This is a genomic window from Phenylobacterium sp. FG114, from assembly GCF_057809855.1.
In genome coordinates, this window is sequence record NZ_JBMDKU010000009.1 from 50943 (window position 1) to 70727 (window position 19785).

General features: G+C 69.0%; 22 protein-coding genes and 1 pseudogene. 14 read left to right on the plus strand and 9 right to left on the minus strand.

What is annotated here, in order from left to right:
• The first annotated feature begins 109 nt into the window (after positions 1–109).
• Together ACODSY_RS16265 and ACODSY_RS16270 are read left to right on the plus strand one after the other, a co-directional pair.
• Positions 110–385, plus strand: coding sequence for a DUF4164 family protein (locus ACODSY_RS16265; RefSeq protein WP_488952812.1), 276 nt, complete (start codon positions 110–112; stop codon positions 383–385).
• Positions 386–390: 5 nt separating this feature from the next.
• Positions 391–723, plus strand: a complete 333-nt coding sequence (locus ACODSY_RS16270; protein ID WP_488952813.1) for a cell division protein ZapA — start codon at positions 391–393, stop codon at positions 721–723.
• On the opposite strand, the gene ACODSY_RS16275 is transcribed toward ACODSY_RS16270, so the two are convergent.
• Positions 720–1757 carry a fatty acid desaturase family protein gene (locus ACODSY_RS16275; RefSeq protein WP_488952814.1) on the minus strand — a complete coding sequence of 346 codons (1038 nt, stop codon included), beginning with the start codon at positions 1755–1757 and terminating at the stop codon, positions 720–722. The genes ACODSY_RS16270 and ACODSY_RS16275 overlap by 4 nt on opposite strands.
• 296 nt (positions 1758–2053) lie before the next feature.
• Between ACODSY_RS16275 and ACODSY_RS16280 the strand changes: the two genes are divergently transcribed.
• Both ACODSY_RS16280 and ACODSY_RS16285 read left to right on the plus strand, forming a co-directional pair.
• On the plus strand, positions 2054–2626 hold the full coding sequence (locus ACODSY_RS16280; RefSeq protein ID WP_488952815.1) for a 5-formyltetrahydrofolate cyclo-ligase: 573 nt from the start codon (positions 2054–2056) through the stop codon (positions 2624–2626).
• A gap of 10 nt (positions 2627–2636) precedes the next feature.
• Positions 2637–3473 (plus strand): TIGR00282 family metallophosphoesterase, encoded by an 837-nt coding sequence (locus ACODSY_RS16285; RefSeq protein ID WP_488952816.1) that lies wholly within the window; start codon positions 2637–2639, stop codon positions 3471–3473.
• Between the two features lie 180 nt (positions 3474–3653).
• Here ACODSY_RS16285 and ACODSY_RS16290 read toward each other — a convergent pair whose 3' ends face one another.
• Positions 3654–5390: an ATP-binding protein gene (locus ACODSY_RS16290; RefSeq protein WP_488952817.1), complete on the minus strand. Its 1737-nt coding sequence runs from the start codon at positions 5388–5390 to the stop codon at positions 3654–3656.
• A gap of 187 nt (positions 5391–5577) precedes the next feature.
• Between ACODSY_RS16290 and ACODSY_RS16295 the strand changes: the two genes are divergently transcribed.
• Positions 5578–5928 carry a phage holin family protein gene (locus ACODSY_RS16295; RefSeq protein ID WP_488952967.1) on the plus strand — a complete coding sequence of 117 codons (351 nt, stop codon included), beginning with the start codon at positions 5578–5580 and terminating at the stop codon, positions 5926–5928.
• A gap of 81 nt (positions 5929–6009) precedes the next feature.
• On the opposite strand, the gene groL is transcribed toward ACODSY_RS16295, so the two are convergent.
• Both groL and groES read right to left on the minus strand, forming a co-directional pair.
• Entirely contained in the window at positions 6010–7659 is a 1650-nt protein-coding gene (gene groL, locus ACODSY_RS16300) for a chaperonin GroEL (protein ID WP_488952818.1), read from the minus strand.
• Between the two features lie 50 nt (positions 7660–7709).
• Positions 7710–7997 carry a co-chaperone GroES gene (groES, locus tag ACODSY_RS16305; protein WP_488952819.1) on the minus strand — a complete coding sequence of 96 codons (288 nt, stop codon included), beginning with the start codon at positions 7995–7997 and terminating at the stop codon, positions 7710–7712.
• Between the two features lie 218 nt (positions 7998–8215).
• On the opposite strand from groES, the gene ACODSY_RS16310 reads away from it, so the two are divergent.
• The 7 genes from ACODSY_RS16310 to ACODSY_RS16340 all read left to right on the plus strand — a co-directional run bounded on the left by ACODSY_RS16310 (position 8216) and on the right by ACODSY_RS16340 (position 14256).
• On the plus strand, positions 8216–9430 hold the full coding sequence (locus ACODSY_RS16310; RefSeq protein ID WP_488952820.1) for a class I SAM-dependent methyltransferase: 1215 nt from the start codon (positions 8216–8218) through the stop codon (positions 9428–9430).
• Positions 9431–9506: 76 nt separating this feature from the next.
• Positions 9507–9917, plus strand: a complete 411-nt coding sequence (locus ACODSY_RS16315) for a hypothetical protein (RefSeq protein ID WP_488952821.1) — start codon at positions 9507–9509, stop codon at positions 9915–9917.
• Between the two features lie 5 nt (positions 9918–9922).
• Positions 9923–10297 carry a VOC family protein gene (locus tag ACODSY_RS16320; RefSeq protein WP_488952822.1) on the plus strand — a complete coding sequence of 125 codons (375 nt, stop codon included), beginning with the start codon at positions 9923–9925 and terminating at the stop codon, positions 10295–10297.
• Between the two features lie 78 nt (positions 10298–10375).
• Entirely contained in the window at positions 10376–10777 is a 402-nt protein-coding gene (locus ACODSY_RS16325) for a hypothetical protein (protein WP_488952823.1), read from the plus strand.
• Between the two features lie 155 nt (positions 10778–10932).
• Positions 10933–12255 carry an acyl-CoA dehydrogenase family protein gene (locus tag ACODSY_RS16330; RefSeq protein WP_488952824.1) on the plus strand — a complete coding sequence of 441 codons (1323 nt, stop codon included), beginning with the start codon at positions 10933–10935 and terminating at the stop codon, positions 12253–12255.
• Between the two features lie 385 nt (positions 12256–12640).
• Entirely contained in the window at positions 12641–13390 is a 750-nt protein-coding gene (locus tag ACODSY_RS16335; protein ID WP_488952825.1) for a TSUP family transporter, read from the plus strand.
• A gap of 281 nt (positions 13391–13671) precedes the next feature.
• Positions 13672–14256 (plus strand): GNAT family N-acetyltransferase, encoded by a 585-nt coding sequence (locus tag ACODSY_RS16340; protein WP_488952826.1) that lies wholly within the window; start codon positions 13672–13674, stop codon positions 14254–14256.
• Here ACODSY_RS16340 and ACODSY_RS16345 read toward each other — a convergent pair.
• The 4 genes from ACODSY_RS16345 to tadA form a co-directional block, all read right to left on the minus strand.
• Positions 14253–15155: an SDR family NAD(P)-dependent oxidoreductase gene (locus ACODSY_RS16345; protein ID WP_488952827.1), complete on the minus strand. Its 903-nt coding sequence runs from the start codon at positions 15153–15155 to the stop codon at positions 14253–14255. The genes ACODSY_RS16340 and ACODSY_RS16345 overlap by 4 nt on opposite strands.
• Positions 15156–15221: 66 nt before the next feature.
• Positions 15222–15395: a hypothetical protein gene (locus ACODSY_RS16350; RefSeq protein WP_488952828.1), complete on the minus strand. Its 174-nt coding sequence runs from the start codon at positions 15393–15395 to the stop codon at positions 15222–15224.
• Between the two features lie 96 nt (positions 15396–15491).
• Positions 15492–16781 (minus strand): DUF6265 family protein, encoded by a 1290-nt coding sequence (locus ACODSY_RS16355; protein WP_488952829.1) that lies wholly within the window; start codon positions 16779–16781, stop codon positions 15492–15494.
• A complete protein-coding gene (gene tadA, locus ACODSY_RS16360) occupies positions 16778–17218 on the minus strand; it encodes a tRNA adenosine(34) deaminase TadA (RefSeq protein WP_488952830.1) in 441 nt (146 codons plus the stop codon). Before tadA ends, ACODSY_RS16355 begins: the two co-directional genes overlap by 4 nt.
• A 12-nt stretch (positions 17219–17230) precedes the next feature.
• Between tadA and ACODSY_RS16365 the strand changes: the two genes are divergently transcribed.
• A complete protein-coding gene (locus ACODSY_RS16365) occupies positions 17231–18451 on the plus strand; it encodes a pseudouridine synthase (RefSeq protein ID WP_488952831.1) in 1221 nt (406 codons plus the stop codon).
• Here ACODSY_RS16365 and ACODSY_RS16370 read toward each other — a convergent pair.
• Positions 18408–19112 (minus strand): annotated as a pseudogene (locus ACODSY_RS16370) (enoyl-CoA hydratase/isomerase family protein); the annotation flags it as partial. The gene ACODSY_RS16365 and the pseudogene ACODSY_RS16370 sit on opposite strands and share 44 nt — an antisense overlap.
• A gap of 35 nt (positions 19113–19147) precedes the next feature.
• Between ACODSY_RS16370 and rsmD the strand changes: the two are divergent.
• A complete protein-coding gene (gene rsmD, locus ACODSY_RS16375) occupies positions 19148–19762 on the plus strand; it encodes a 16S rRNA (guanine(966)-N(2))-methyltransferase RsmD (protein ID WP_488952832.1) in 615 nt (204 codons plus the stop codon).
• Positions 19763–19785 lie beyond the last annotated feature (23 nt).

The window sequence follows — 19785 nt, forward strand, 5'->3', positions numbered from 1 at the left end:
ATTGCGCGGCGGCCTCGCACGCGGGGGGCCGGGGGTCAAGAAATGGCCCCGGATTTCGCCAGACTCACTTGCAGTGGGTATAGAAGACCGGACGGCTTCGGAGGATCGCATGAGCGGCAGCGAGAGCGCCTTGGACCTGGCGGCGAAGCGCCTGGAGAACGCGCTCCACGTGCTGGAGCAGCGCCTGTCGAAGCGGCTGAAGGCGGCTAGCGCCGACGCGGGCGGGCTGTTCGACCAGGATCGCTCGAACTTGGCCGCCGAACTGGACGCCGCGCGCGCCCGCGAGCGCGAACTGGAGGAGGCGGGCGCCCAGGCCTCGGCCGCGCTCGGCCGCGCCATACAGGAAATCAAGGCCGCGCTGAACGGCCAGGCGACGGAGGCTTAAGCCCGATGGCCCAGATCAATGTCGACGTGAACGGCCGCCCCTATGCGGTGGGCTGCGAGGACGGGCAGGAGGCGCATCTGCACGAGCTGGTGAAGGTGTTCGACCAGCAGGTGCGGCAGGTGAGCCAGGACATGGGCCAGCTGGGCGACACGCGGCTGTTCCTGATGGGTGGGTTGTTGCTGGCCGACGAACTGCTGGATGCGCGCAACCGCCTGGCGGCGCTGCAGGTCGAGGTGGGCCGGCTCCAGGCCGACCGCTCGCGGATCGAGAGCAAGGCGGTGGCGGCGCTGGAAAACGCCGCCGGCAAGATCGAGAAGCTGGCGACCGAGGGAGCCTAGCGCCGGCGGCGCATCCGAGCCACCAACGCTCCCATCGCCGGGAACAGCTCGCGCTCCTCCGCGCGGCGGTAGTCGTGGTCGGCGGGCAGGGCCTCGACCAGCCGCCGGTGGGCGGTCCCGAGGTTGTGATAGGGCAGGCGCGGCATCAGGTGGTGCAGGGCGTGGTAGCGCAGGCCCACGGGCGCCCAGAGGAACGGCAGCAAGGCCGGCGGCGGCACGTTCACCGAATCCAGGAACTGGTCCAGCGGGGCCATGACCTCGCCGTCGTTGTCCCAACGGTGCGCCACGGCGGTGCGCAGCTGGTTGAGGAAGGTCATCAGGCTGAAGACCACGAAGGCGGTGGCGAGCACGCGCGCAGGCAGGACGCCGGCGATGGTCAGGCCGACGACGGCCCAGCACCACAGCCAGGCGCCGATCTCCTGGGCCAGCCAGGGCGCGGCGTTCGCGCGGTCGAAGTCCTCGCGGGAGAAGCCGGGGTTTATGACCATCCCCGAGGCCTTGGCGACCGTGAAGCGGCGGACGGCCGGGATCAGGAAGCCCAGCGGCGCGAGCACGCCGAAGCGCAGCAGGGTGCCGACCGGCGCCAGCAAGGCGATCCCTAGGAACACCGCCAGCTCGTGCAACGGCCGGCGGGCCAGCGGGTGGTATTCGGGGTCACGGGCGGTGCCGTAGCGGTCCTTGGCATGGTGCAGGATGTGGACACCCTCGTAGAGCAGCGAGGGGGTCAGCCACGGCACGCCGATCAGTATGTTCCAGGCGAAGTGGAAGCCTGGCACGTCGTCGCGGCGCAGGTGGGTCAGCTCGTGGATGAAGCTGATGCCGCGATAGAGCGCCAGGATACAGACGACGCCGGCGGCAAGGGTCCAGGCGACGGAAGCAGCGGTGGCGGCAATGGCGAAGCTCAGCCACGTGACGATGGCCGTCACGGTGAGGTCCAGCCAATAGACGCGGGGGTTCGCACGCGCCAGATCGCGGGCGAGGTCGTTGGCCTGGCGCGCCAGGCTCTGTCCGGCGATGTCGGCGTGAGCGTTCAAGACGCCCGATGTAAGGCGCGGAAGCCCTTCGCCCAAGCCCGAATGCGCAGGCATACGCCCGGCCGCGCTTGAGACCTGGCCCGCGAGCGCCTACCTTGGTCCCCGGCGGGTCCTGCTGCGGTCCTCGTCGAAGGCGACAATATTCCAGCGACCTTAATTCACTCATAGGGAGCTGTCCCTGCCCCGGACCGTGGTCTTGGGCACACGGCGCCCACCTGGTCTATCCAGGTCGAGGGAATGAAACAGTCCTTCACGGCTCTCGCGGCGCCGCCACCCTTTCCACGCTAAGAGGGCGTGTGACCGGCATCTCCGACGACATGGCGCCCGAGAAGGCGGCGCTGCGGGCGCAGCTTCGCAGCCTCAGGCGCCGGCTGGCCGACGTCACGCCCGATGCGGGCGAGCGGGCGGCGGCGAACTGGCCGGGACGCGCGGGCGCGGAGACCTTCGCGCTCTACCACCCCGCCGGGTCCGAGCTCGATCCTTCGCCGCTTCGCACGCGCCTGCCGCCGGGCGGGGTCGCCCTGCCGGTGGCGCAGGCGCGAGACGGCGCGCTGGTGTTCCGCCGACACCTGCCGGGCCAGGCCCTGGTCCCCGACGCCCTGGGCATCCCGGCGCCGGCGCTGGGCGCGGAAGCGGTGCTGCCCGATGTGGTCTTCGCGCCGCTGCTGGCATTCGACCGCAAGGGCGGGCGGCTGGGGCAGGGCGGTGGGCACTACGACCGCACGCTGGCCAGTCTGCGGCGCTTGAAGCCAGTTTTCATCGTGGGCCTTGCCTACGCGGGGCAGGAGTTGCCCGAAATCCCCATGGAGGCGCACGACCAGCGCCTGGACGCCATCCTGACCGAGACGGGCTATCAGGAATTCGGCTAAGGATGGCCGGATGAGATTTGCGTTCTTTGGAGACGTGGTCGGCCGTTCGGGCCGCGAGGGCCTGGCCGAACACCTGCCCGCCCTGCGCCGCCAGCTTCAGCTGGAATTCGTGATCGTCAACGCGGAGAACGCCGCCGCCGGCTTCGGCATCACCGAGAGCACGGCCAACGAGCTGTTCGATGCGGGCGCCGACTGCCTGACCCTCGGCAACCACTCGTGGGACCAGAAGGAGGCGCTGACCTACATCGTTCGCGAGCCGCGCCTGATCCGACCGTTGAACTATCCGGCGTTCGCCGCCGCGCCCGGCCGTGGCGCGCAGCTGTTCGACACCCAGGACGGCAAGCGGATCCTGGTGGTCAATCTGCTCGGGCGGGTGTTCATGGACGCCCTCGACGATCCCTTCGCCGCCGTCGACAAGGAACTGGAGGCCTGCCCCCTGGGCGCGGTGGCCGACGCCATCGTGGTCGATATCCACGCCGAGGCGACGTCCGAGAAGATGGCGATGGGCCACTTCTGCGACGGCCGCGCCAGCCTGGTGGTGGGCACCCACAGCCACGTGCCGACGGCCGACGCCCAGGTGCTGCCGGGCGGCACGGCCTACCAGACCGACGCGGGCGCCTGCGCGGACTACGACAGCGTCATCGGTAACCAGAAGGAAGAGCCGCTTCGCCGGTTCACCACGCGGATCTCCGGCGGTCGCTACAAGCCCGCCGAGGGGCCGGCCACGGTGTGCGGGGTGTTTGTCGAGACCGACCCCAAGACCGGCCTGGCGCGCCGGATCGAACCTATCCGCCTGGGTGGCCGCCTGAAGCAGACCGTGCCGAGCCTGGAGGCGGTGGAGGCGTAGAACCTCCTCTCCCCCGAGGCGCAGCCCGGGGGGAGAGGGTAGGGAGAGGGGCGGCGCCGACATCTCCGCGGGCACGCTGGTCCACCCATGATCCTCGCTCAACCGGGAGCGGAAGGTTAGAAGCCGAGCCGCCCCTCTCCCGACCCTCTCCCCTCCCACTTCGTGTGGGGGGAGAGGAGGCTATGCCGCCGCTTCAGAGTCCTTATCATGGGCCACCGGCCGCGCGGCCACCACCTCGGCGATCGCGGCGATCAGGGCGGCGGGCTGGACCGGCTTGTGCTGGAGGGCGTCGAAGCCCAGGGCCTTCAGGCGGTCCTCCTCGCCCGGCATGGCGTCGGCGGTCAGGGCCACGACGGGCGTGTCGGCGCGGCCGACTTGGCCGTCGCGCAGGCGGCCCACGGCCTCGATGCCGTCCATGTTGGGCATGTGGACGTCCATCAGCACGACGTCGAAAGCCTCGAGGCGCAGGCGCTCAAGCGCCTGAGCGCCGTCGGCCACGGTCTCGACGTTGGCTCCGGCGGCCTCGAGGATCGCGCGCGCCACCGCCTGGTTGATCGGGTTGTCGTCGGCGACCAGCACCCGCAGCGCCGGCAGGTCCTCTGGCTCGCCCGCCACTTCGGCAGCGCATTCGGCCTCGGGCAGCGGCAGCCAGACGCGGAAGGTGGAGCCGTGGCCGGCCTCGCTCTCGACGCGGATCTCGCCGCCCATCATCGCGCTCAGCTTGCGGCAGATCGCCAGACCCAGGCCCGTGCCGCCGAACTTGCGGGCGGTGGAGGCTTCGGCCTGTGCGTAGGGACGGAAGAGGCCCTGCTGCTGCTCCAGGCTCATTCCGATGCCGGTGTCGGACACCAGGATCTCGACGCCGCCGTCGCCGTCGGCCGCGGGCGCGGCGCGCAGGGTGAGGGTGACGCCGCCCGTCTCGGTGAACTTCAGCGCGTTGGAGATCAGGTTGAGCACGATCTGGCGCACCCGCATCTCGTCGCCCAGGACCAGGGCGGGCAGGTCGCGCTCGGCGTGGCAGGCCAGGGTCAGGCCCTTGGAGGCGGCGATCTCGGACCACAGCTCCACGGCCTGGTCGCCCAGCGCCTGCAGATCGAAGGCGCCGATGTCCAGGTCCATGCGCCCGGCCTCGATCTTCGACATATCGAGCACGTCGTTGAGGATCGCCATCAGGCCGTCGCCCGAGCGGAGGATGGTGTCGACATAGCCCTGCTGGCGGGGGTCGAGCTGGGTGCGCTGGAGGGCGCGGGCCATGCCCAGCACGCCGTTCATCGGCGTGCGCAGCTCATGGCTCATCATGGCGAGGAAGGCCGACTTGGCTTCGTTGGCGGCCTCCGCGGTCTGCTGGGCCTCGGCCAGTTCCTTGGCCGCGCGGAGGTTGGCCTGGGCGCTGGCGGCGACGTAGCAGAGCAGCATGGCCAGGCCGATGGTCAGGGTCAGCAGCGGCGCGCCGGAATAGCCGCCGAACCCGACGGGCAGAACGAACCACATGACGGCTGGCGCGACGCCGAGCGCGGCCAAAGCGGTGGGTGAGCGGAAGGAGAAGCCCTGGGCGTGGACCATCATCCCCGCCAGGATCGCCATGGCGGCGAGGCGGAACGGCTCCTGGCCGTCGCTCCAGTAAAGCGCGGCGAGGCTCGACCAGATCAGGCTGGAGGCGAACATCGAGGCCATGTAGGCGCCGCGCTGGCGGCGGCTCATCGCCGCGCCTCGCTCGACGGGTTGGGTCACCACCCGCGTGAACGCCTCGGCGGTCGCGAAGGCGGCGAACCAGCCGCCACCCCAGGCGGGCCCATAGGCGTAGGCCGTGAGGAGGGCGGCGCCGAGAGCCACGCCCACGCGGACGACGACCATGTGGCGCGCGGTGGCGGCCACCGCGTCCAAACGCACGTCCAGCAGGCTCCAGGCCTTGGCCATCAGCAGCACGGTCCCCAATTCGACAAGGCCGCCCCGCCCCCCGGTGTGGCAGCCTGTCGCACCACTCTGCCGGGCAAACGTGAACGGACCCTTGTTTCGGCGAAGCTTGTTATCCCAGACGCCACATTTTCGGCGCGGCCCGGGTCGAGCTAAGGTCAAGGTTACGGACTGCGGAGATGATCAAATGCTGGCCAAGTTCCTCGTGCGCGCGGTGTTCGCCGCCCTCGGCCTTTGGGTCGCGTCGAAGATCGTTCCGGGAGTCGACGTCGACAACACAGGCACCCTGATTGTGGCGGCTGTGTTGCTAGGCGTGGTGAATGCGCTGGTCAGGCCGGTGGTATTCATCCTGACACTGCCGCTGACGGTCGTGACGCTGGGCCTGTTCCTGCTGGTGGTGAACGCGATGATGATCGGCCTGGTGGCGCTGCTGCTGGGCGGGTTCAGCGTGCACGGCCTGATCCCGGGCGTCCTGGCGGCCATCGTGACCGGCGTGGCGAGCTGGATCGGCGGCATGGCCCTGCGCGACGACCGGCGGTAGGCGCGCGCCGCCGGCGCAACGGAAAAGGGCGGGACCTTTCGATCCCGCCCTTCAACTTGGTAGGTGCGTTGAGCGCCTGGACTAGAAGTCCATGTCGCCCATGCCGCCCATGCCGCCGCCGGGCATGCCGCCCGCCGCGCCGCCGCCCTTCTTGGGGGCTTCGACGATGGCCGCTTCCGTGGTGATCAGCAGGCCGGCCACCGAGGCGGCGTCCTGCAGAGCGGTGCGGACCACCTTGGCGGGGTCGATCACGCCGGCCTGGACCAGGTCGACGTATTCTTCGGTCTGGGCGTTGAAGCCGAAGGTGGCCGAGCCGTTCTCGAGCACCTTGCCGACCACGATCGAGCCTTCCACGCCGGCGTTCTCGGCGATCTGACGGATCGGGGCCTGGAGCGCGCGGCGCACGATGGCCACGCCGGCTTCCTGGTCGTCGTTGTCGCCCTTGAAGCCGTCCAGAACCTTGGAGGCCTTCAGCAGGGCGACGCCGCCGCCGGGGACGATGCCTTCTTCCACGGCCGCGCGGGTCGCGTTCAGGGCGTCGTCGACGCGGTCCTTCTTTTCCTTCACCTCGACTTCGGTCGCGCCGCCGACGCGGATCACCGCGACGCCGCCGGCCAGCTTGGCCAGGCGCTCTTGCAGCTTTTCCTTGTCGTAGTCGGACGTGGTGTCCTCGACCTGCTTCTTGATCTGGGAGATGCGGCCTTCGATGTCGGCCTTGTCGCCCGTGCCGTCGACGATGGTGGTGTCGTCCTTGGTGATCGTGACCTTCTTGGCCTTGCCCAGCATCTCGAGCGTGACGCTCTCGAGCTTGATGCCGAGGTCTTCCGAGATCAGCTGGCCGCCGGTCAGGATGGCGATGTCTTCCAGCATGGCCTTGCGGCGATCACCGAAGCCCGGAGCCTTGACGGCCGCGACCCGCAGGCCGCCCCGCAGCTTGTTGACCACCAGGGTGGCCAGGGCTTCGCCTTCGACGTCCTCGGCGATGATCAGGAGCGGGCGGCCCGACTGGACCACGGCTTCCAGGACCGGCAGCAGGGGCTGCAGGGTGGAGAGCTTCTTTTCGAAGAGCAGGATGAGCGGCTCTTCGAGGTCGGCCTCCATCTTCTCGGCGTTGGTGATGAAGTAGGGCGACAGGTAGCCGCGGTCGAACTGCATGCCTTCGACGACGTCGAGTTCGGTTTCGGCGGTCTTGGCTTCCTCGACGGTGATCACACCCTCGTTGCCGACCTTTTCCATGGCGCGGGCGATCATCTCGCCGACTTCGGTGTCGCCGTTGGCCGAGATGGTGCCGACCTGGGCGATTTCCGAGTTGGCCGAGACCTTCTTGGCGTTGGCCTTGATCTCTTCGATGACCTTGGCGACCGCCTTGTCGACGCCGCGCTTCAGGTCCATCGGGTTCATGCCGGCGGCGACCGACTTCAGGCCTTCGACCACGATGGCTTGCGCCAGGACCGTGGCGGTCGTGGTGCCGTCACCGGCCTTGTCGTTGGTCTTGGACGCGACTTCGCGGATCAGTTGGGCGCCCAGGTTCTCGAACTTGTCGGACAGTTCGATTTCCTTGGCGACCGACACGCCGTCCTTGGTCGAGCGCGGCGCGCCGAAGGACTTCTCGATGACCACGTTGCGGCCCTTGGGGCCCAGGGTGACCTTCACCGCGTTGGCGAGGGTGTTGACGCCGCGCAGCATGCGGTCGCGCGCGTCGGAGGCGAAATAGACGTCTTTGGCAGCCATGGCTGGTTCTCTTTCCTAGAATTTCGGTGGGGACGGCGGCAGCCGGGTCGTTACGAGACGACGCCCAGGATGTCGCTTTCCTTCATGATCAGGAGGTCCTGGCCGTCGAGCTTGACCTCGGTGCCGGACCACTTGCCGAAGAGGATGCGGTCGCCGGCCTTGACGTCCAGCGGCTGGACCTTGCCGGACTCGTCACGGGCGCCGGGGCCGGTGGCGATCACTTCGCCTTCCTGCGGCTTTTCCTTCGCGGTGTCGGGGATGATGATCCCGCCCTTGGTCTTTTCCTCTTCCTCGACGCGCTTGACGAGGACGCGATCTCCCAGGGGACGAAACGCCATGTGTGTTCTCTCTCTTCCGTACGGAACGGTTCAAAAATCGAGCGACGCGGCAGGGAGGGGTGTGGCTGTTAGCAGTCCCAACCCATGAGTGCCAACGTCGGTCGGGGAGTTAGGAACACCGCCCCGGCAAGTCAAGGCGAACGTGCAAAAACCGCGCGCGCCCTTGGCTTTCGCGCGCCGGCCCCTAGACTCCGTGCGCGTCAGTTGGGAGGTCCGGCATGGGACTGCAAGCCGTGTTGGAGAAGGTTGTCCGCGAGGGCGACCTCACGCTGAAGCTGCCGGGCGGCCGGACGCTGCGCCTGGGCGACGGCAGCGGACCGCCGCTGGTCGCGCGGATCACCAGCGCGGCCTGGGCGGCGCGGATCGCCGCCTATCCCGGCTTGGCCGTGGGCGAGGCCTATATGGACGGCGGCCTGGTGCTGGAGCAGGGCGAAATCGCCGAGTTCGTCGACCTGATCGGCGCCAATGCGAAGAACAAGCCGCGGAAGAAGCGCAACCGCCTGCAGCTGTGGCTGCGCGAGCGCAAGGTCGAGGCCAACGCCCGGCGGCAGGCGAAGGCGAACGTGGCCCACCATTACGACCTGTCGAACGACCTCTACCGGCGCTTCCTGGACGCCGACATGCAGTACAGCTGCGCCTATTTCGCCCGGCCGGACATGACGCTCGAGGAGGCCCAGCTCGCCAAGAAGCGTCACATCGCGGCCAAGCTGGCCATCGCGCCGGGGATGAAGGTGCTGGATATCGGCTGCGGCTGGGGCGGCATGGCCATGACCCTGGCCGAGGAGACCGGGGCCGAGGTGGACGGCGTGACGCTGTCTGTCGAGCAGCTTTCCGTGGCCAAGGCGCGGGCCGAGGCCAAGGGCCTGGCCAGTCGGGCGCGGTTCTCGCTCACGGACTATCGCGACGTGACCGAGACCTACGACCGGATCGTTTCGGTCGGTATGTTCGAACACGTGGGTCGACCGAACTACCAGGAGTATTTCGACGGCGTGGCGCGGCTGCTCAAGGACGACGGCGTGGCGCTGATCCACGCGATCGGGCGGCCGGAGATCGGGGTCACCAACGCCTGGGTCGCCAAGTACATCTTCCCGGGCGGCTACAGCCCGGCGCTCAGCGAGATCATGCCGGCGATCGAACGGGCGGGCCTGATGGTCACCGACCTGGAGATCCTGCGCCTGCACTACGCCGAGACGATCAAGCACTGGCGTCAGCGGTTCGCGGCCGTGCGGCCCGAGATCGCCGAGCTCTACGACGAGCGGTTCTGTCGGATGTGGGAGTTCTATCTCGGCATCGCCGAGCAGAGCTTCCGCGCGCGGCGGCAGTTCAATTGGCAGATCCAGCTCGCCAAGCGGGTCGACGCCCTGCCGATCACCCGGGACTACATGGGCGACGCGGAGCGGGCGCTGAACAGTCCGGCGAAGCGGGTGGCGTGACGCCGCCGAAATGTCTGGAGACCGCCCAAATCCGCGTCTAGGGTCCGCTCCGAACGCTTGTTTGGAGAGACTGCTCATGCGCCGCGCCTTCGCGCTTGCCGCCGCCCTGTCGCTGATCGCCGGGGCCGCCTCGGCCGAGAAGTGGACCAAGTACGTCGACGGCGCGAACGGCACCGCGTGGTCCTACGACGGCGACTATTCCTACAAGGACAAGGAGACGGGCCGCCTGGTGATCATGCAGGCCATCTCCAAGCCTTCGGCCAACCTGGGCCCGTCGGCGCCCGGCAAGCCCGACGGCGTCGGCAGCGTGATCGCCATCGACTGCGGCAAGAAGAACCTGATCCAGCTCGGCTCGTACAAGCCGTCGGCGCCGCTGGCGATCGCCGACGACTGGCGCAAGGCCACGCCCAAGAAGGCCGAGGGCTCCGACAACGAAGCGCTGATGGCGGCCGTGTGCCCGCACGTCGACCACGTGCCGGTGAAGTAAGGGCGATGGCCGGCGCGGTCCTCGACCACGTCAGCCTGAAGGTCGCGGACTATGGCCGCGCCGAAGCGTTCTACGACGCCGCACTGGCGCCGCTCGGGCTGAAGCGCCTCTTCGGCGACGGCCAGACCTATGCCGGCTACGGCTCGGATCGGCCGTTCTTCTGGATCGGTAGCGACGGCCGCAGCGGCTATGCTCACGTCGCGTTCGCGACGCCCAACCGGGCGGCGGTCGACGCCTTCCATGCGGTGGCTCTGGCAGCTGGCGCGCGGGACAATGGCGCGCCCGGACTGCGGGCGCACTACCACCCAACCTACTACGGGGCGTTCGTGCTCGACCCCGACGGGCACAACATCGAGGCGGTCTGCCACGCCGTGGCGTGAGCTTGACCTCGCAGGTAATCGACCCGCCGCGCGGGACGGGGGAGCCTCTGGGCGTCAACACGCTCAAGGAGCTTCCCAATGACCGCCGTCCGCTCGACCTTCCTGCGCACCGTCATCGCCGCCGACGCCGCCGCGTGTGGCGTGATGGGCGCCGCCTTCGCCTTCGACGCCGGCTGGCTCGAAGGCCCGCTCGGCCTGTCGCCCGCCCTGATGCAGCCGGTCGGCTGGTTCCTGCTGCCCTACGCCGCGTTGCTGGCCTGGATGGCGAGCCGCCCGGCCCTGCCCCGCAAGGCGGTTTGGACGCTGGTGGCGTTCAACACGCTCTGGGCGGTCGAGAGCATCGCGTTGCTGGCCCTGGGTTGGGCGCAGCCGACCTCGCTGGGCCTTGCGCTGGTGGTCGGCCAGGCGGCCGCGGCGCTGGGCGTCGCCGACCTGCAGTTCCTGGCCCTGCGAAAGGCGCGCCGCGAAGCCGTCGCCTGAGCCTCTCCGCGGCCAGTCCTCCCCCTGGCCCACCCGAAAGGCCTCCGCCTCACGGCGGAGGCCTTTCACATTACTTCGTTGATTGAAACAGTTGTTTGATTTTTGGTGAAAGTGGGTCAAAGGTAGCGTGAGACAATCGCGCAGGGAGTGACCCGATGAACATCGCCGCTGAACGGCCCCAATCCAGCTTCGGCCTGAACCCGCAGGACGAGCTGAACGACCTGCGCATGTCGGAGAAGGCGGTGCCGCTCCTCAACAAGGTGAAGGACTTCATCCGCGACGTCGTCGAGCCGATGAGCGAGGAGTTCCATCGGCTGGGCGAGGGCCGTCCCGACATCTGGCAGTATGCGCCGGGCCAGCTGGAAGTGCTGGACGCGGCGAAGGAGAAGGCCAAGGCCGCCGGCCTGTGGAACTTCTTCCTGCCGAACGCCGAGACGGGCGAGGGACTCTCGAACCTCGACTACGCCTACATCGCCGTGGAGCTGGGCAAGAACCGGCTTGCGTCGGAGACCATGAACTGCGCCGCGCCCGACACCGGCAACATGGAAGTGCTGGAACGCGTCGGCACGCCCGAGCAGAAGAAGCAATGGCTGGAGCCCCTGCTGGAGGGCAAGATCCGCTCGGCCTACTGCATGACCGAGCTGAACACCGCCAGCTCGGACGCCAAGAACATCGACACCCGCGCCGTGCGCGTCGGCGACGAGTACATCATCACCGGCGAGAAGCACTACATCTCGGGCGCCGGCGACCCGCGCTGCAAGGTGATGATCACCATGGTGCGCACCGGGGAAGAGAACGCCCCGCCTCATCTGCAGCAGTCGCAGATCCTGGTGCCGCTCGACACCCCCGGGGTGAAGGTGATCCAGGGCCAGCAGGTGTTCGGTGACCCCGACGCCCCGCATGGTCACATGCACATCGTGTTCGACAACGCCCGCGTGCCGGCCTCGAACATGCTGCTGGGCGAAGGCCGCGGCTTCGAGATCAGCCAGCTGCGCCTGGGCCCGGGCCGCATCCACCACTGCATGCGCGCCATCGGCTCGGCCGAGAAGGCGCTGGACCTGATGGTGACCCGCGGCATGACCCGCGTGGCCTTCGGCAAGCCGATCATCCAGCTGGGCGGCAACCTCGAGATCGTCAGCCGCGCGCGGATCGAGATCGAGGCCATGCGCCTGATGGTGCTGAAGGCCGCCAAGGCCATGGACGTGCTGGGCAACCGCGAAGCGCGCGTCTGGATCCACATGGTCAAGGCCATGGTGCCCGAGCGGGTCTGCAAGATCATCGACCAGGCGATCCAGATGTACGGCGCCCTGGGCGTGTCGCAGCACACCCCGCTGGCCCGCATGTACGCCAACACCCGGACCCTGCGTATCGCCGACGGCCCGGACGAGGTGCACCACATGGTGGTCGGCCGCAACGAGCTGACCCAATACCGCGAACAGCCCGCCGACGCCTCGATGGCGGCGGTGTTCCGGAACTAGGGTCGAACTGACCCTTCTTCCCCTGCGGGAGAAGGTGTCAGTGCAAGCTGACGGATGGGGGTCGCTCGGCATGTCCGGCGGCCCCTTCTTCGTATCTGGGCGAGGGGCGGCGCGACCCGTCATTCGGCCGCTTCGCGTTCACCTTCTCCGGCTGGGGGAGAAGGGCGCGTCGCTTTGCCCCGCGCGAAGCTTGGGTGTAATCGAACGGTGATCCTCATGGATACGCCATTCGATCCTTCCTGCCCGGCCGAGGCCGTGGCCTTCGGAGCGCTCGCCCTCGGGCTTGCAGCGCCCGCTCCGTCCCGCGCGCGACGCGCAGCTGACCCGCGACCGGAGGCGGCCTGTGCCCGCCTTCCGGGGTGGGTCGCAACTCCGGAGGACTACAATGACCTATCTCGCAGCCGCCTTCGTGGTCTGCATGGCCTTCGTGACGGCCACGCTCTCGGGCGTGTTCGGCATGGCCGGCGGCCTGGTGCTGATGGGGGCGTTGGCCTTCGTCCTGCCGGTGCAGGCCGCCTTCGTCACCCACGGCATACTCCAGCTCGTGGCCAACGGCTGGCGGAGCATCCTGCACCGTAAGTTCGTCCGCTGGGACATCGTCGGCTGGTACGCCCTGGCCTCGCTGGTCGCGGGCGTCATCGTCGCCTTCCTCAGCTTCACACCGTCCAAGCCGCTGCTGTTCCTGCTGCTGGGCCTGGTGCCCGGCCTCACCTGGCTGCCGCAGAAGTGGATTAACCTGGACGCCTCGCGGCCGCCCCAGGCGTTCCTGTCGGGCCTGTCGGTCACGGGCCTGAACCTGACGGCGGGCGTCGCCGGCCCCCTGCTCGACATCTTCTTCGTGCGGACCGAGCTGACGCGTCACGCCATCGTGGCTACCAAGGCGGCGACCCAGGTGTTCGCCCACCTAGCCAAGATCCTGGTCTACGGCGCGCCGCTGGTCTCGGGGACGTCGGTAGGGATGCCACCCCTGTGGGTGTTCGTGCTGGCCATCCCGCTGTCCATGGCGGGCACGGCGGTGGGCGGGCTGATCCTGAACCGGATGAGCGACGTGAACTTCAAGCGCTGGACCCGCTGGATCGTCACCGCGGTCGGGGTCACTTACCTGGTTCAGGCGGCGCAGTTGATGATGGGGTGAAGCGCATCAGGTCCTCACCCAGAGGGGGCGTCTCGCCAAAAAAAAGAGCCGGGCCAAATGGCCCGGCTTTGGAAGTCTTTAGGGAGGAAACGCCCAGGAATGGGCAAGCCTCAGGTATGTTGGCCCCTGCCGGTTGCAAGGGCCGACAACCAAGTTTTTTGACGAGCGGGCGGGAAACTTTCTTGGCGCCGGAAAATGGTCTGGCTTGTTGGGCCAAATTGGCCGTTTCCAGCCAGACCGATCGGCCGCAAACGGGTCACCCCTGATCGGCCGGAGGTCCCATGAAGCTCGAACACAAGCCGCTGGAGAACCGCTTCGTGCGGCTGGAGCCCCTGGCCGACCGCCACAAGGAAGAGCTTCGGGCCGCCTGCGCGGCCGACCCGGCGCTGTGGCGCGACCTCTACATCCTGTCGATGCTGGGCGAACATTTCGACTTCCACTGGGCGCGGATGCAGGCCGAGGCCGCCGCGGGCAGGACCTTCCCGAATGCGGTGATCGTCGACGGCGTCTGTCGCGGCATGAGCAACTACCTGGACGTGGACCAGCTCAATAACACCGTCGAGATCGGCTCCACCTATTACGACCCGACGATGCGCGGGCGCGAGGTGAATCCGTCGGCCAAGCGCCTGCTGCTCGCGCACGCGTTCGAGTGCGGGGCCGAGCGGGTGCAGTTCCGGGTGGACGCGATCAACGCCCGGTCGCGGGCGGCCGTGCTGAAGCTTGGCGCGGTGCAGGAAGGCATCCTGCGCCACGACAAGGTGACCTGGACCGGGCGGATCCGGGACACGGTGCATTTCTCGATCCTGGCCGAGGAATGGCCGGCGGTCCGGGATCGGTTGGACGCTCGTATCGAAGGCTTCGCCTAGGCGGGCGCCTTGGGCTGCACCATGCGGACTTCCGCCACGCGCCGCGATTCCGGAGTGGGGAAGAAGACCTTGTCGGCGTTCGCGGCCACCTCTTCCGCCGTATAGGGCCGGCCTGGCTGGAAGCCCTCGGTCTCGAGCATCTTGATCTCGCGCACGCCGCGCGAAGAGACGCCGAGGATCTTGCCCGAGTGGTCGGCGGCCAGGTCCGAGACCATGAACAGCACGCCGGGCGCTACGTTCTCGGGCAGGCTGAGCGGATCGGGCTCCTGGCCGATGCGGCCGGGCAGGTCGGAGGTCATGCGGGTGTAGGCGCCGGGGGCCAGGCCCATGACCCGGATGTTGTACTTGCGGCCTTCGATCGACATCACCCGGACCATGCCGTAGATGCCGGCCTTGGCGGCGCCGTAGTTGGTCTGGCCGAAGTTACCGTAGAGGCCAGACGTGGACGAGGTCAGCACCATCGAGCCGCCACCGTGGTCCTTCATGTGTTTCCAGACCGGCAGTGCGCAGCAGTAGGTCCCCTTGAGGTGGACCTTGATCACCTTGTCCCAGTCCTCTTCCGACGTATTGGCGAAGGTCTTGTCGCGCAGGATGCCGGCGTTGCAGACCAGGATGTCCACCTGGCCGAAGGCGTCCAGCGCCGTCTTGAGGATGTTCTCGCCCCCTTGAAGCGTGGAGACGTCGTCGCCGTTGGCCACGGCGCGGCCGCCCGCGGCTACGATCTCGTCCCCCACCTTCTGGGCGGCGGAGACCGAACCCGCACCGGAGCCGTCGCGGGGCCCGCCCAGGTCGTTCACGACGACCGCGGCGCCCTCTCTGGCGAACAGTTTCGCATAGGCCTCGCCCAGGCCGTTGCCGGCGCCGGTGATTATGGCGACCTTGCCGTCGAGCAATCCCATGGCCTTCCTCCCATACCGTTGTTTGGAAGGATCATCGGACTCCGGCGACGGGGCGCCAAGAGGCGATCAGGGCCGCTGGCGCTGCGACGCGCGCGTCTTCTCCGAGCGCGAGAGTTGCTGCAGCTGCATCCGCCACTGGCGCGCGGCCTCGGCCCAGTCCTTGCGGGCTTCACCCTGCGCCACGCGGGCGAGCTTTTCGCACTCGCGGGCCTCTTCTTTGCAATAGGCTTCCCAGGTCATGCCGGGAGATACGCAAGCCTCGGGCATGCGGTTTCGTTCAGATCGAAAATTCTTTGAAGTTAACCACTTCGCCCTCGGTAGCGTTAACGAAAAAAGTCAACGCAGGCGGCGATAGCGCCAGCTACGGGACGCCTCCTGGCCTTTCACGACGCCCTCGATCCGCGCGCACAGATCGTCGCCGCAGCGGCGGTAGATCACGCGTTGCGGGAAGTCGTGAGCCTTGTTCTCGAAGACGGCTTCCCCGTCCGGCCCAGGCCGCAGAACGAAGGCTGTCGGCGGCTCGCCGGGCAGGATGGCGGTGAAGGTCGGGCCGGCGGCCTCGACTGTGATCGTCATATGTTCCACCTGGGCGGGGCGGCCGGGTCGGCTGGTCTGGCCCACGCCGGCCATGGCCCCGTCCAAGGGCGGCAGCCAGGTCTCGCGCGTGACCACCCCGTCCGCTTCCTGGATCCAGGCGCCGGCCATCCAGCTCAACCTGGCAACCTCGTCGGCCGACGAGGCGTGGGCTGCGGAGGCGGTCAGCCATAGCAGGGCGATCGCGAAGCGCATGGGCGGTTCCTCCGAAACGGCAGGCTTAACCGCAGGCCGGCGCCGCGGCTTGTATGATCGCGTCAACCGGCGACAAGGTGAACGGCGAGGCCCCGGTTCGGCGGCCACGAATTCGCTGGGCGTGCAGCCGAGAAAGCGGCGGAAATCTCGCGACAACTGGGGATGGTCGAAATAGCCGGAGGCCTGGGCCGCGTCGGTCCAGCTCGTCACCTCCGGCGCCTTCAGCGCCTCGAACACGCGGCGGAAGCGGATGATCGAGGCCAGCGTCCGCGGCGGCACGCCGACGGCCTCCACGAACCGCCGCTGCAGCATGCGGGGCGACAGCTCGACCTTGGAGGCGAGTTCGTCCAGCGGAACGCGTCCCTCGTTGGCGCGCAGCAGGGCGGCGGCCTGGACGACACGGGGGTCGTGGAAGCGCGCGTCCACCCGGTCGGCGACATAGGCCGCGACGGCCTCCAGGCGGGCCGCTTCGTCGGGAAGGGTGGCGAGGTCGGGTGCGCCGCTCAGAGCGAGGCGGCGGTCGGTGAAAGGGTTGACCTGGCTCTGCAGGAAGGGCGCGGCGCCCGCGGTGCGGAACCGGACGCCGACCACGCCCGCCGGCTCCCGCGCCAGTATGTGGAGCGGGCGGGTGAGTTGGCCGGCGAACAGGGCGCGGGGCTGGGGCGTCCAGGCCTCGGCGGCGCGCTCGAGATAGGGCGCGCGCCAGTGCAGGATCAGCTCGCACCGGCCATCCGGCGCGATCCGCTGCGGCTCCCCGGCGTCCTGGCCCTCGAAGACCCAAAGGCAGTGGACATAGGGCGCGAGCGCCGCGGGTGGTGCGAACTCCTCGTATCTCACGCCTTGCGCCGCGCGCGGAAGAAGCCGCGCAGCAGGTCGCCGGCCTCCTGAGACAGCACCCCGCCCTCGACTTGGGGCCGCCAGTGGCAGGTGGGCTGTTCGAAGAAGCGGGGGCCGTTCACGACGGCGCCGCCCTTGGGGTCCTCGGCGCCGAATACGACACGGCCGATGCGGGCGTGGCTGATGGCTCCGGCGCACATGGCGCAGGGTTCGAGGGTCACATACAGGGTGAGGTCGGTGAGACGGTAATTGCCGAGCTTCTGCGCCGCCGCGCGAAGGGCGACGATCTCGGCGTGGGCGGTGGGATCATGCGCGCCGATGGGCCGGTTGGAGCCGACGGCGATCACCTCGCCGGACGCCGGATCGACGATCACGGCGCCCACCGGAGTCTCGCCCGCCAAGGCTGCGGCTTGCGCGGCTTCGAGCGCGATGCGCATTGTCCGATGATCATGGTCCACGATCCACTACGACCCCAGCCCGATGATCCGGGTCAAGCCCACGACTCCGATGGCGGCCCTGAAAGCGGCGAACGCGTCGCCAAGCTTCTGGCCCGCGCCGGCGTCGGCTCGCGCCGTGACGTCGAGCGCCTGATCGGCGAGGGCCGGGTGGCGATCAACGGCCGCACCCTCGACACGCCCGGCGTGAAGGTGGAGCCGGGCGACATCGTCACCGTCGACGGGGAGGTCGTGGGCGAGCCCGAGCCGGCGCGCCTCTTCCGCTACCACAAGCCCGTGGGGCTGGTGACGACGCACAAGGACCCGAATGGGCGGCCGACGGTGTTCAAGGCGCTGCCGGATGGCCTGCCGCGGCTGATCTCGGTGGGGCGCCTGGACATCAACTCCGAGGGCCTGTTGCTGCTCACCAACGATGGCGAGCTGGCCCGCGCCCTGGAAATGCCGACGACCGGGATCGTGCGCCGCTACCGCGCCCGCGCGCATGGCCGCACGACCCAGGAGAAGCTGGACACCCTGCAGCGGGGCGTGACCGTCGACGGCGTCCGCTACGGCCCCATCGAAGCCCGGTTGGATAAGGCCAAGGAAGGGCCTCAGGGCGCGAACCTCTGGCTGACGGTCACCCTGCACGAGGGCAAGAACCGCGAGGTCCGAAAGGTGCTGGAATCGATCGGCCTGAAGGTGAACCGGCTGATCCGACTGGCCTATGGGCCGCTGGCGCTTGGAACGCTGGGGGTCGGCGAGCTGGAGGAGGTCGGGCCGCGAGTCGTGCGCGAGCAGTTCGCCGAGCACATCGATCCGGCCAACCTGCCGACTGGCGAGCGGCCGCAATACCGGTCGCCGAGGAAGACCGCCACGCGTCGGGCGCAGGAGGAGGCCAAGGCCGCCGCCGACCTCGCCGCCCCGCCGGTGCGCGGGCCGAAGGAGAAGCCTGCCTACAAAGCCGGCTGGGCCCGGCCCAAGGCCAAGGTCAGTCCGCATCCCAAGCCGAAGCCAGGCGCCAAGCCGCGGCCGCCCACGGGTGCGAAGCCCGGCAAGCCGATCAAGGCGCCCACGCGGCCGGGCATCATCGACAAGGCTACAGCGACTGGATTGACGCGGGGGGCCGCCCCCGGCGCAGGCCCTCGCGGGCCGAGGCCGTCCGCATCACGGCCTGGAAGCTCCGGCGCTCGTCGGCCAGGCCCTCCCAGATCGGGCGGTCGAGGGCCGCGCGGGTGAGGCGCTTGGCGTAGGCGATCCCGTCCGCGCCGCGCGTTTCCCACTCGGCCGCGATCTCGAGCGCCCGGGCCAGCGGATCGTCGGCCAGTTCGTGGACCATGCCGATGGCGTGGGACTCGTCGCCCGTGAACGTCAGGCCGCGCAGGATGATCTCCAGCGCCTTTGCCTCGCCCACCACGCGCGGCAGCCGCTGGGTGCCGCCGCCGCCCGGGAAGATGCCGACGCGGGTCTCGGGCAGGCCGATGGCGGCGACGTTCGGCGAGGCGATCCGCAGGTCGCAAGCCAGGCTGAGCTCGAAGCCGCCGCCCATGCAGAGGCCATTGATCGCGGCCACCACCGGCTTCGGGGCTTCAAAGATTTCGTCGACCAGGGCTAGGAAGCCCTGCTTCGGCCGGCCTGCGGGCTCGGTGGGCGGCGCAGGCGGGGGCGCGTCGTAGGTGGCCTCGCTCATGTCGGAGAGCTCGCCCACATCGTAGTGGCGTATGAAGATGTCGGGGAGGCCGCCGGTGACGATCACGCTGCGCACGGCCGGGTCGGCGGCGAGTGGGCGGAAGGCCTCCAGCATCTCCTGCGACCCCGCGGCGGTCATCGTGCCCAGCGGCGGGTTCGCATAGGTCATCACCGCGGTCCCGCCGCGCCGTTCCACCTTCACCAGGCCCATCACGCTCTCCCTTGCATTGGCGTTCTCTTGCTTTCTTGGCGGAAAGCTTGGATCGGGAGGATCGGACCGACAAGGAGCGCCGGGCTTTGCGCATCGTCTCAGGGGAATTCCGCGGCAAGGCGCTGATCGCGCCCAAGGGCGAGGCCACGCGGCCGACCTCCGACCGCGCCCGGCAGGCGATCTTCAACATCCTGGAGCACGCCCCCTGGTCGGACGGCGTGCGGGACCGGCGGGTGATCGACCTGTTCGCGGGCTCGGGCGCCCTGGGGTTCGAGGCCCTGTCGCGGGGCGCGGCCTTCTGCCTGTTCGTGGAGACCGACGAGGCGGCGCGCGGCGCGATCCGCGAGAACGTGGACGCCATGGGATTGTTCGGACGCACGCGGGTGCACCGCCGGAGCGCGACGGATCTGGGCGTGCGACCGGGCGCGGACGGGCCGGCGTTCGACCTCGCCTTCCTGGACCCGCCCTACGCCAAGGGCCTGGGCGAGGAGGCGCTGGAGCGGTTGGCGGCTGGCGGCTGGCTGGTTCCCGGGGCGCTGGTTGTGTTCGAACGCGGCGTCGCCGAGCCGGCGCCCGAAACCCTGGGTTTTACATCGGTCGGCGTGCGCGATTACGGGGCGGCGAGAGTTCATTTCCTGAAACATCAATAGAACTTTGATCGTCATAAAATCTT

Bases quoted from the DNA above. Each gene is read 5' to 3' on its own strand.
- ACODSY_RS16340 (WP_488952826.1), top strand. From the start codon at position 13,672: ATGAAGCTCGAACACAAGCCGCTGGAGAACCGCTTCGTGCGGCTGGAG.
- ACODSY_RS16325 (WP_488952823.1), top strand. From the start codon at position 10,376: ATGACCGCCGTCCGCTCGACCTTCCTGCGCACCGTCATCGCCGCCGAC.
- ACODSY_RS16310 (WP_488952820.1), top strand. From the start codon at position 8,216: ATGGGACTGCAAGCCGTGTTGGAGAAGGTTGTCCGCGAGGGCGACCTC.
- ACODSY_RS16265 (WP_488952812.1), top strand. From the start codon at position 110: ATGAGCGGCAGCGAGAGCGCCTTGGACCTGGCGGCGAAGCGCCTGGAG.
- groL (WP_488952818.1), bottom strand. From the start codon at position 7,659: ATGGCTGCCAAAGACGTCTATTTCGCCTCCGACGCGCGCGACCGCATG.
- ACODSY_RS16330 (WP_488952824.1), top strand. From the start codon at position 10,933: ATGAACATCGCCGCTGAACGGCCCCAATCCAGCTTCGGCCTGAACCCG.
- ACODSY_RS16320 (WP_488952822.1), top strand. From the start codon at position 9,923: ATGGCCGGCGCGGTCCTCGACCACGTCAGCCTGAAGGTCGCGGACTAT.
- ACODSY_RS16345 (WP_488952827.1), bottom strand. From the start codon at position 15,155: ATGGGATTGCTCGACGGCAAGGTCGCCATAATCACCGGCGCCGGCAAC.
- groES (WP_488952819.1), bottom strand. From the start codon at position 7,997: ATGGCGTTTCGTCCCCTGGGAGATCGCGTCCTCGTCAAGCGCGTCGAG.
- ACODSY_RS16290 (WP_488952817.1), bottom strand. From the start codon at position 5,390: ATGGCCAAGGCCTGGAGCCTGCTGGACGTGCGTTTGGACGCGGTGGCC.
- ACODSY_RS16315 (WP_488952821.1), top strand. From the start codon at position 9,507: ATGCGCCGCGCCTTCGCGCTTGCCGCCGCCCTGTCGCTGATCGCCGGG.
- ACODSY_RS16365 (WP_488952831.1), top strand. From the start codon at position 17,231: ATGGTCCACGATCCACTACGACCCCAGCCCGATGATCCGGGTCAAGCC.
- tadA (WP_488952830.1), bottom strand. From the start codon at position 17,218: ATGCGCATCGCGCTCGAAGCCGCGCAAGCCGCAGCCTTGGCGGGCGAG.
- ACODSY_RS16285 (WP_488952816.1), top strand. From the start codon at position 2,637: ATGAGATTTGCGTTCTTTGGAGACGTGGTCGGCCGTTCGGGCCGCGAG.
- ACODSY_RS16350 (WP_488952828.1), bottom strand. From the start codon at position 15,395: ATGACCTGGGAAGCCTATTGCAAAGAAGAGGCCCGCGAGTGCGAAAAG.
- ACODSY_RS16270 (WP_488952813.1), top strand. From the start codon at position 391: ATGGCCCAGATCAATGTCGACGTGAACGGCCGCCCCTATGCGGTGGGC.
- ACODSY_RS16335 (WP_488952825.1), top strand. From the start codon at position 12,641: ATGACCTATCTCGCAGCCGCCTTCGTGGTCTGCATGGCCTTCGTGACG.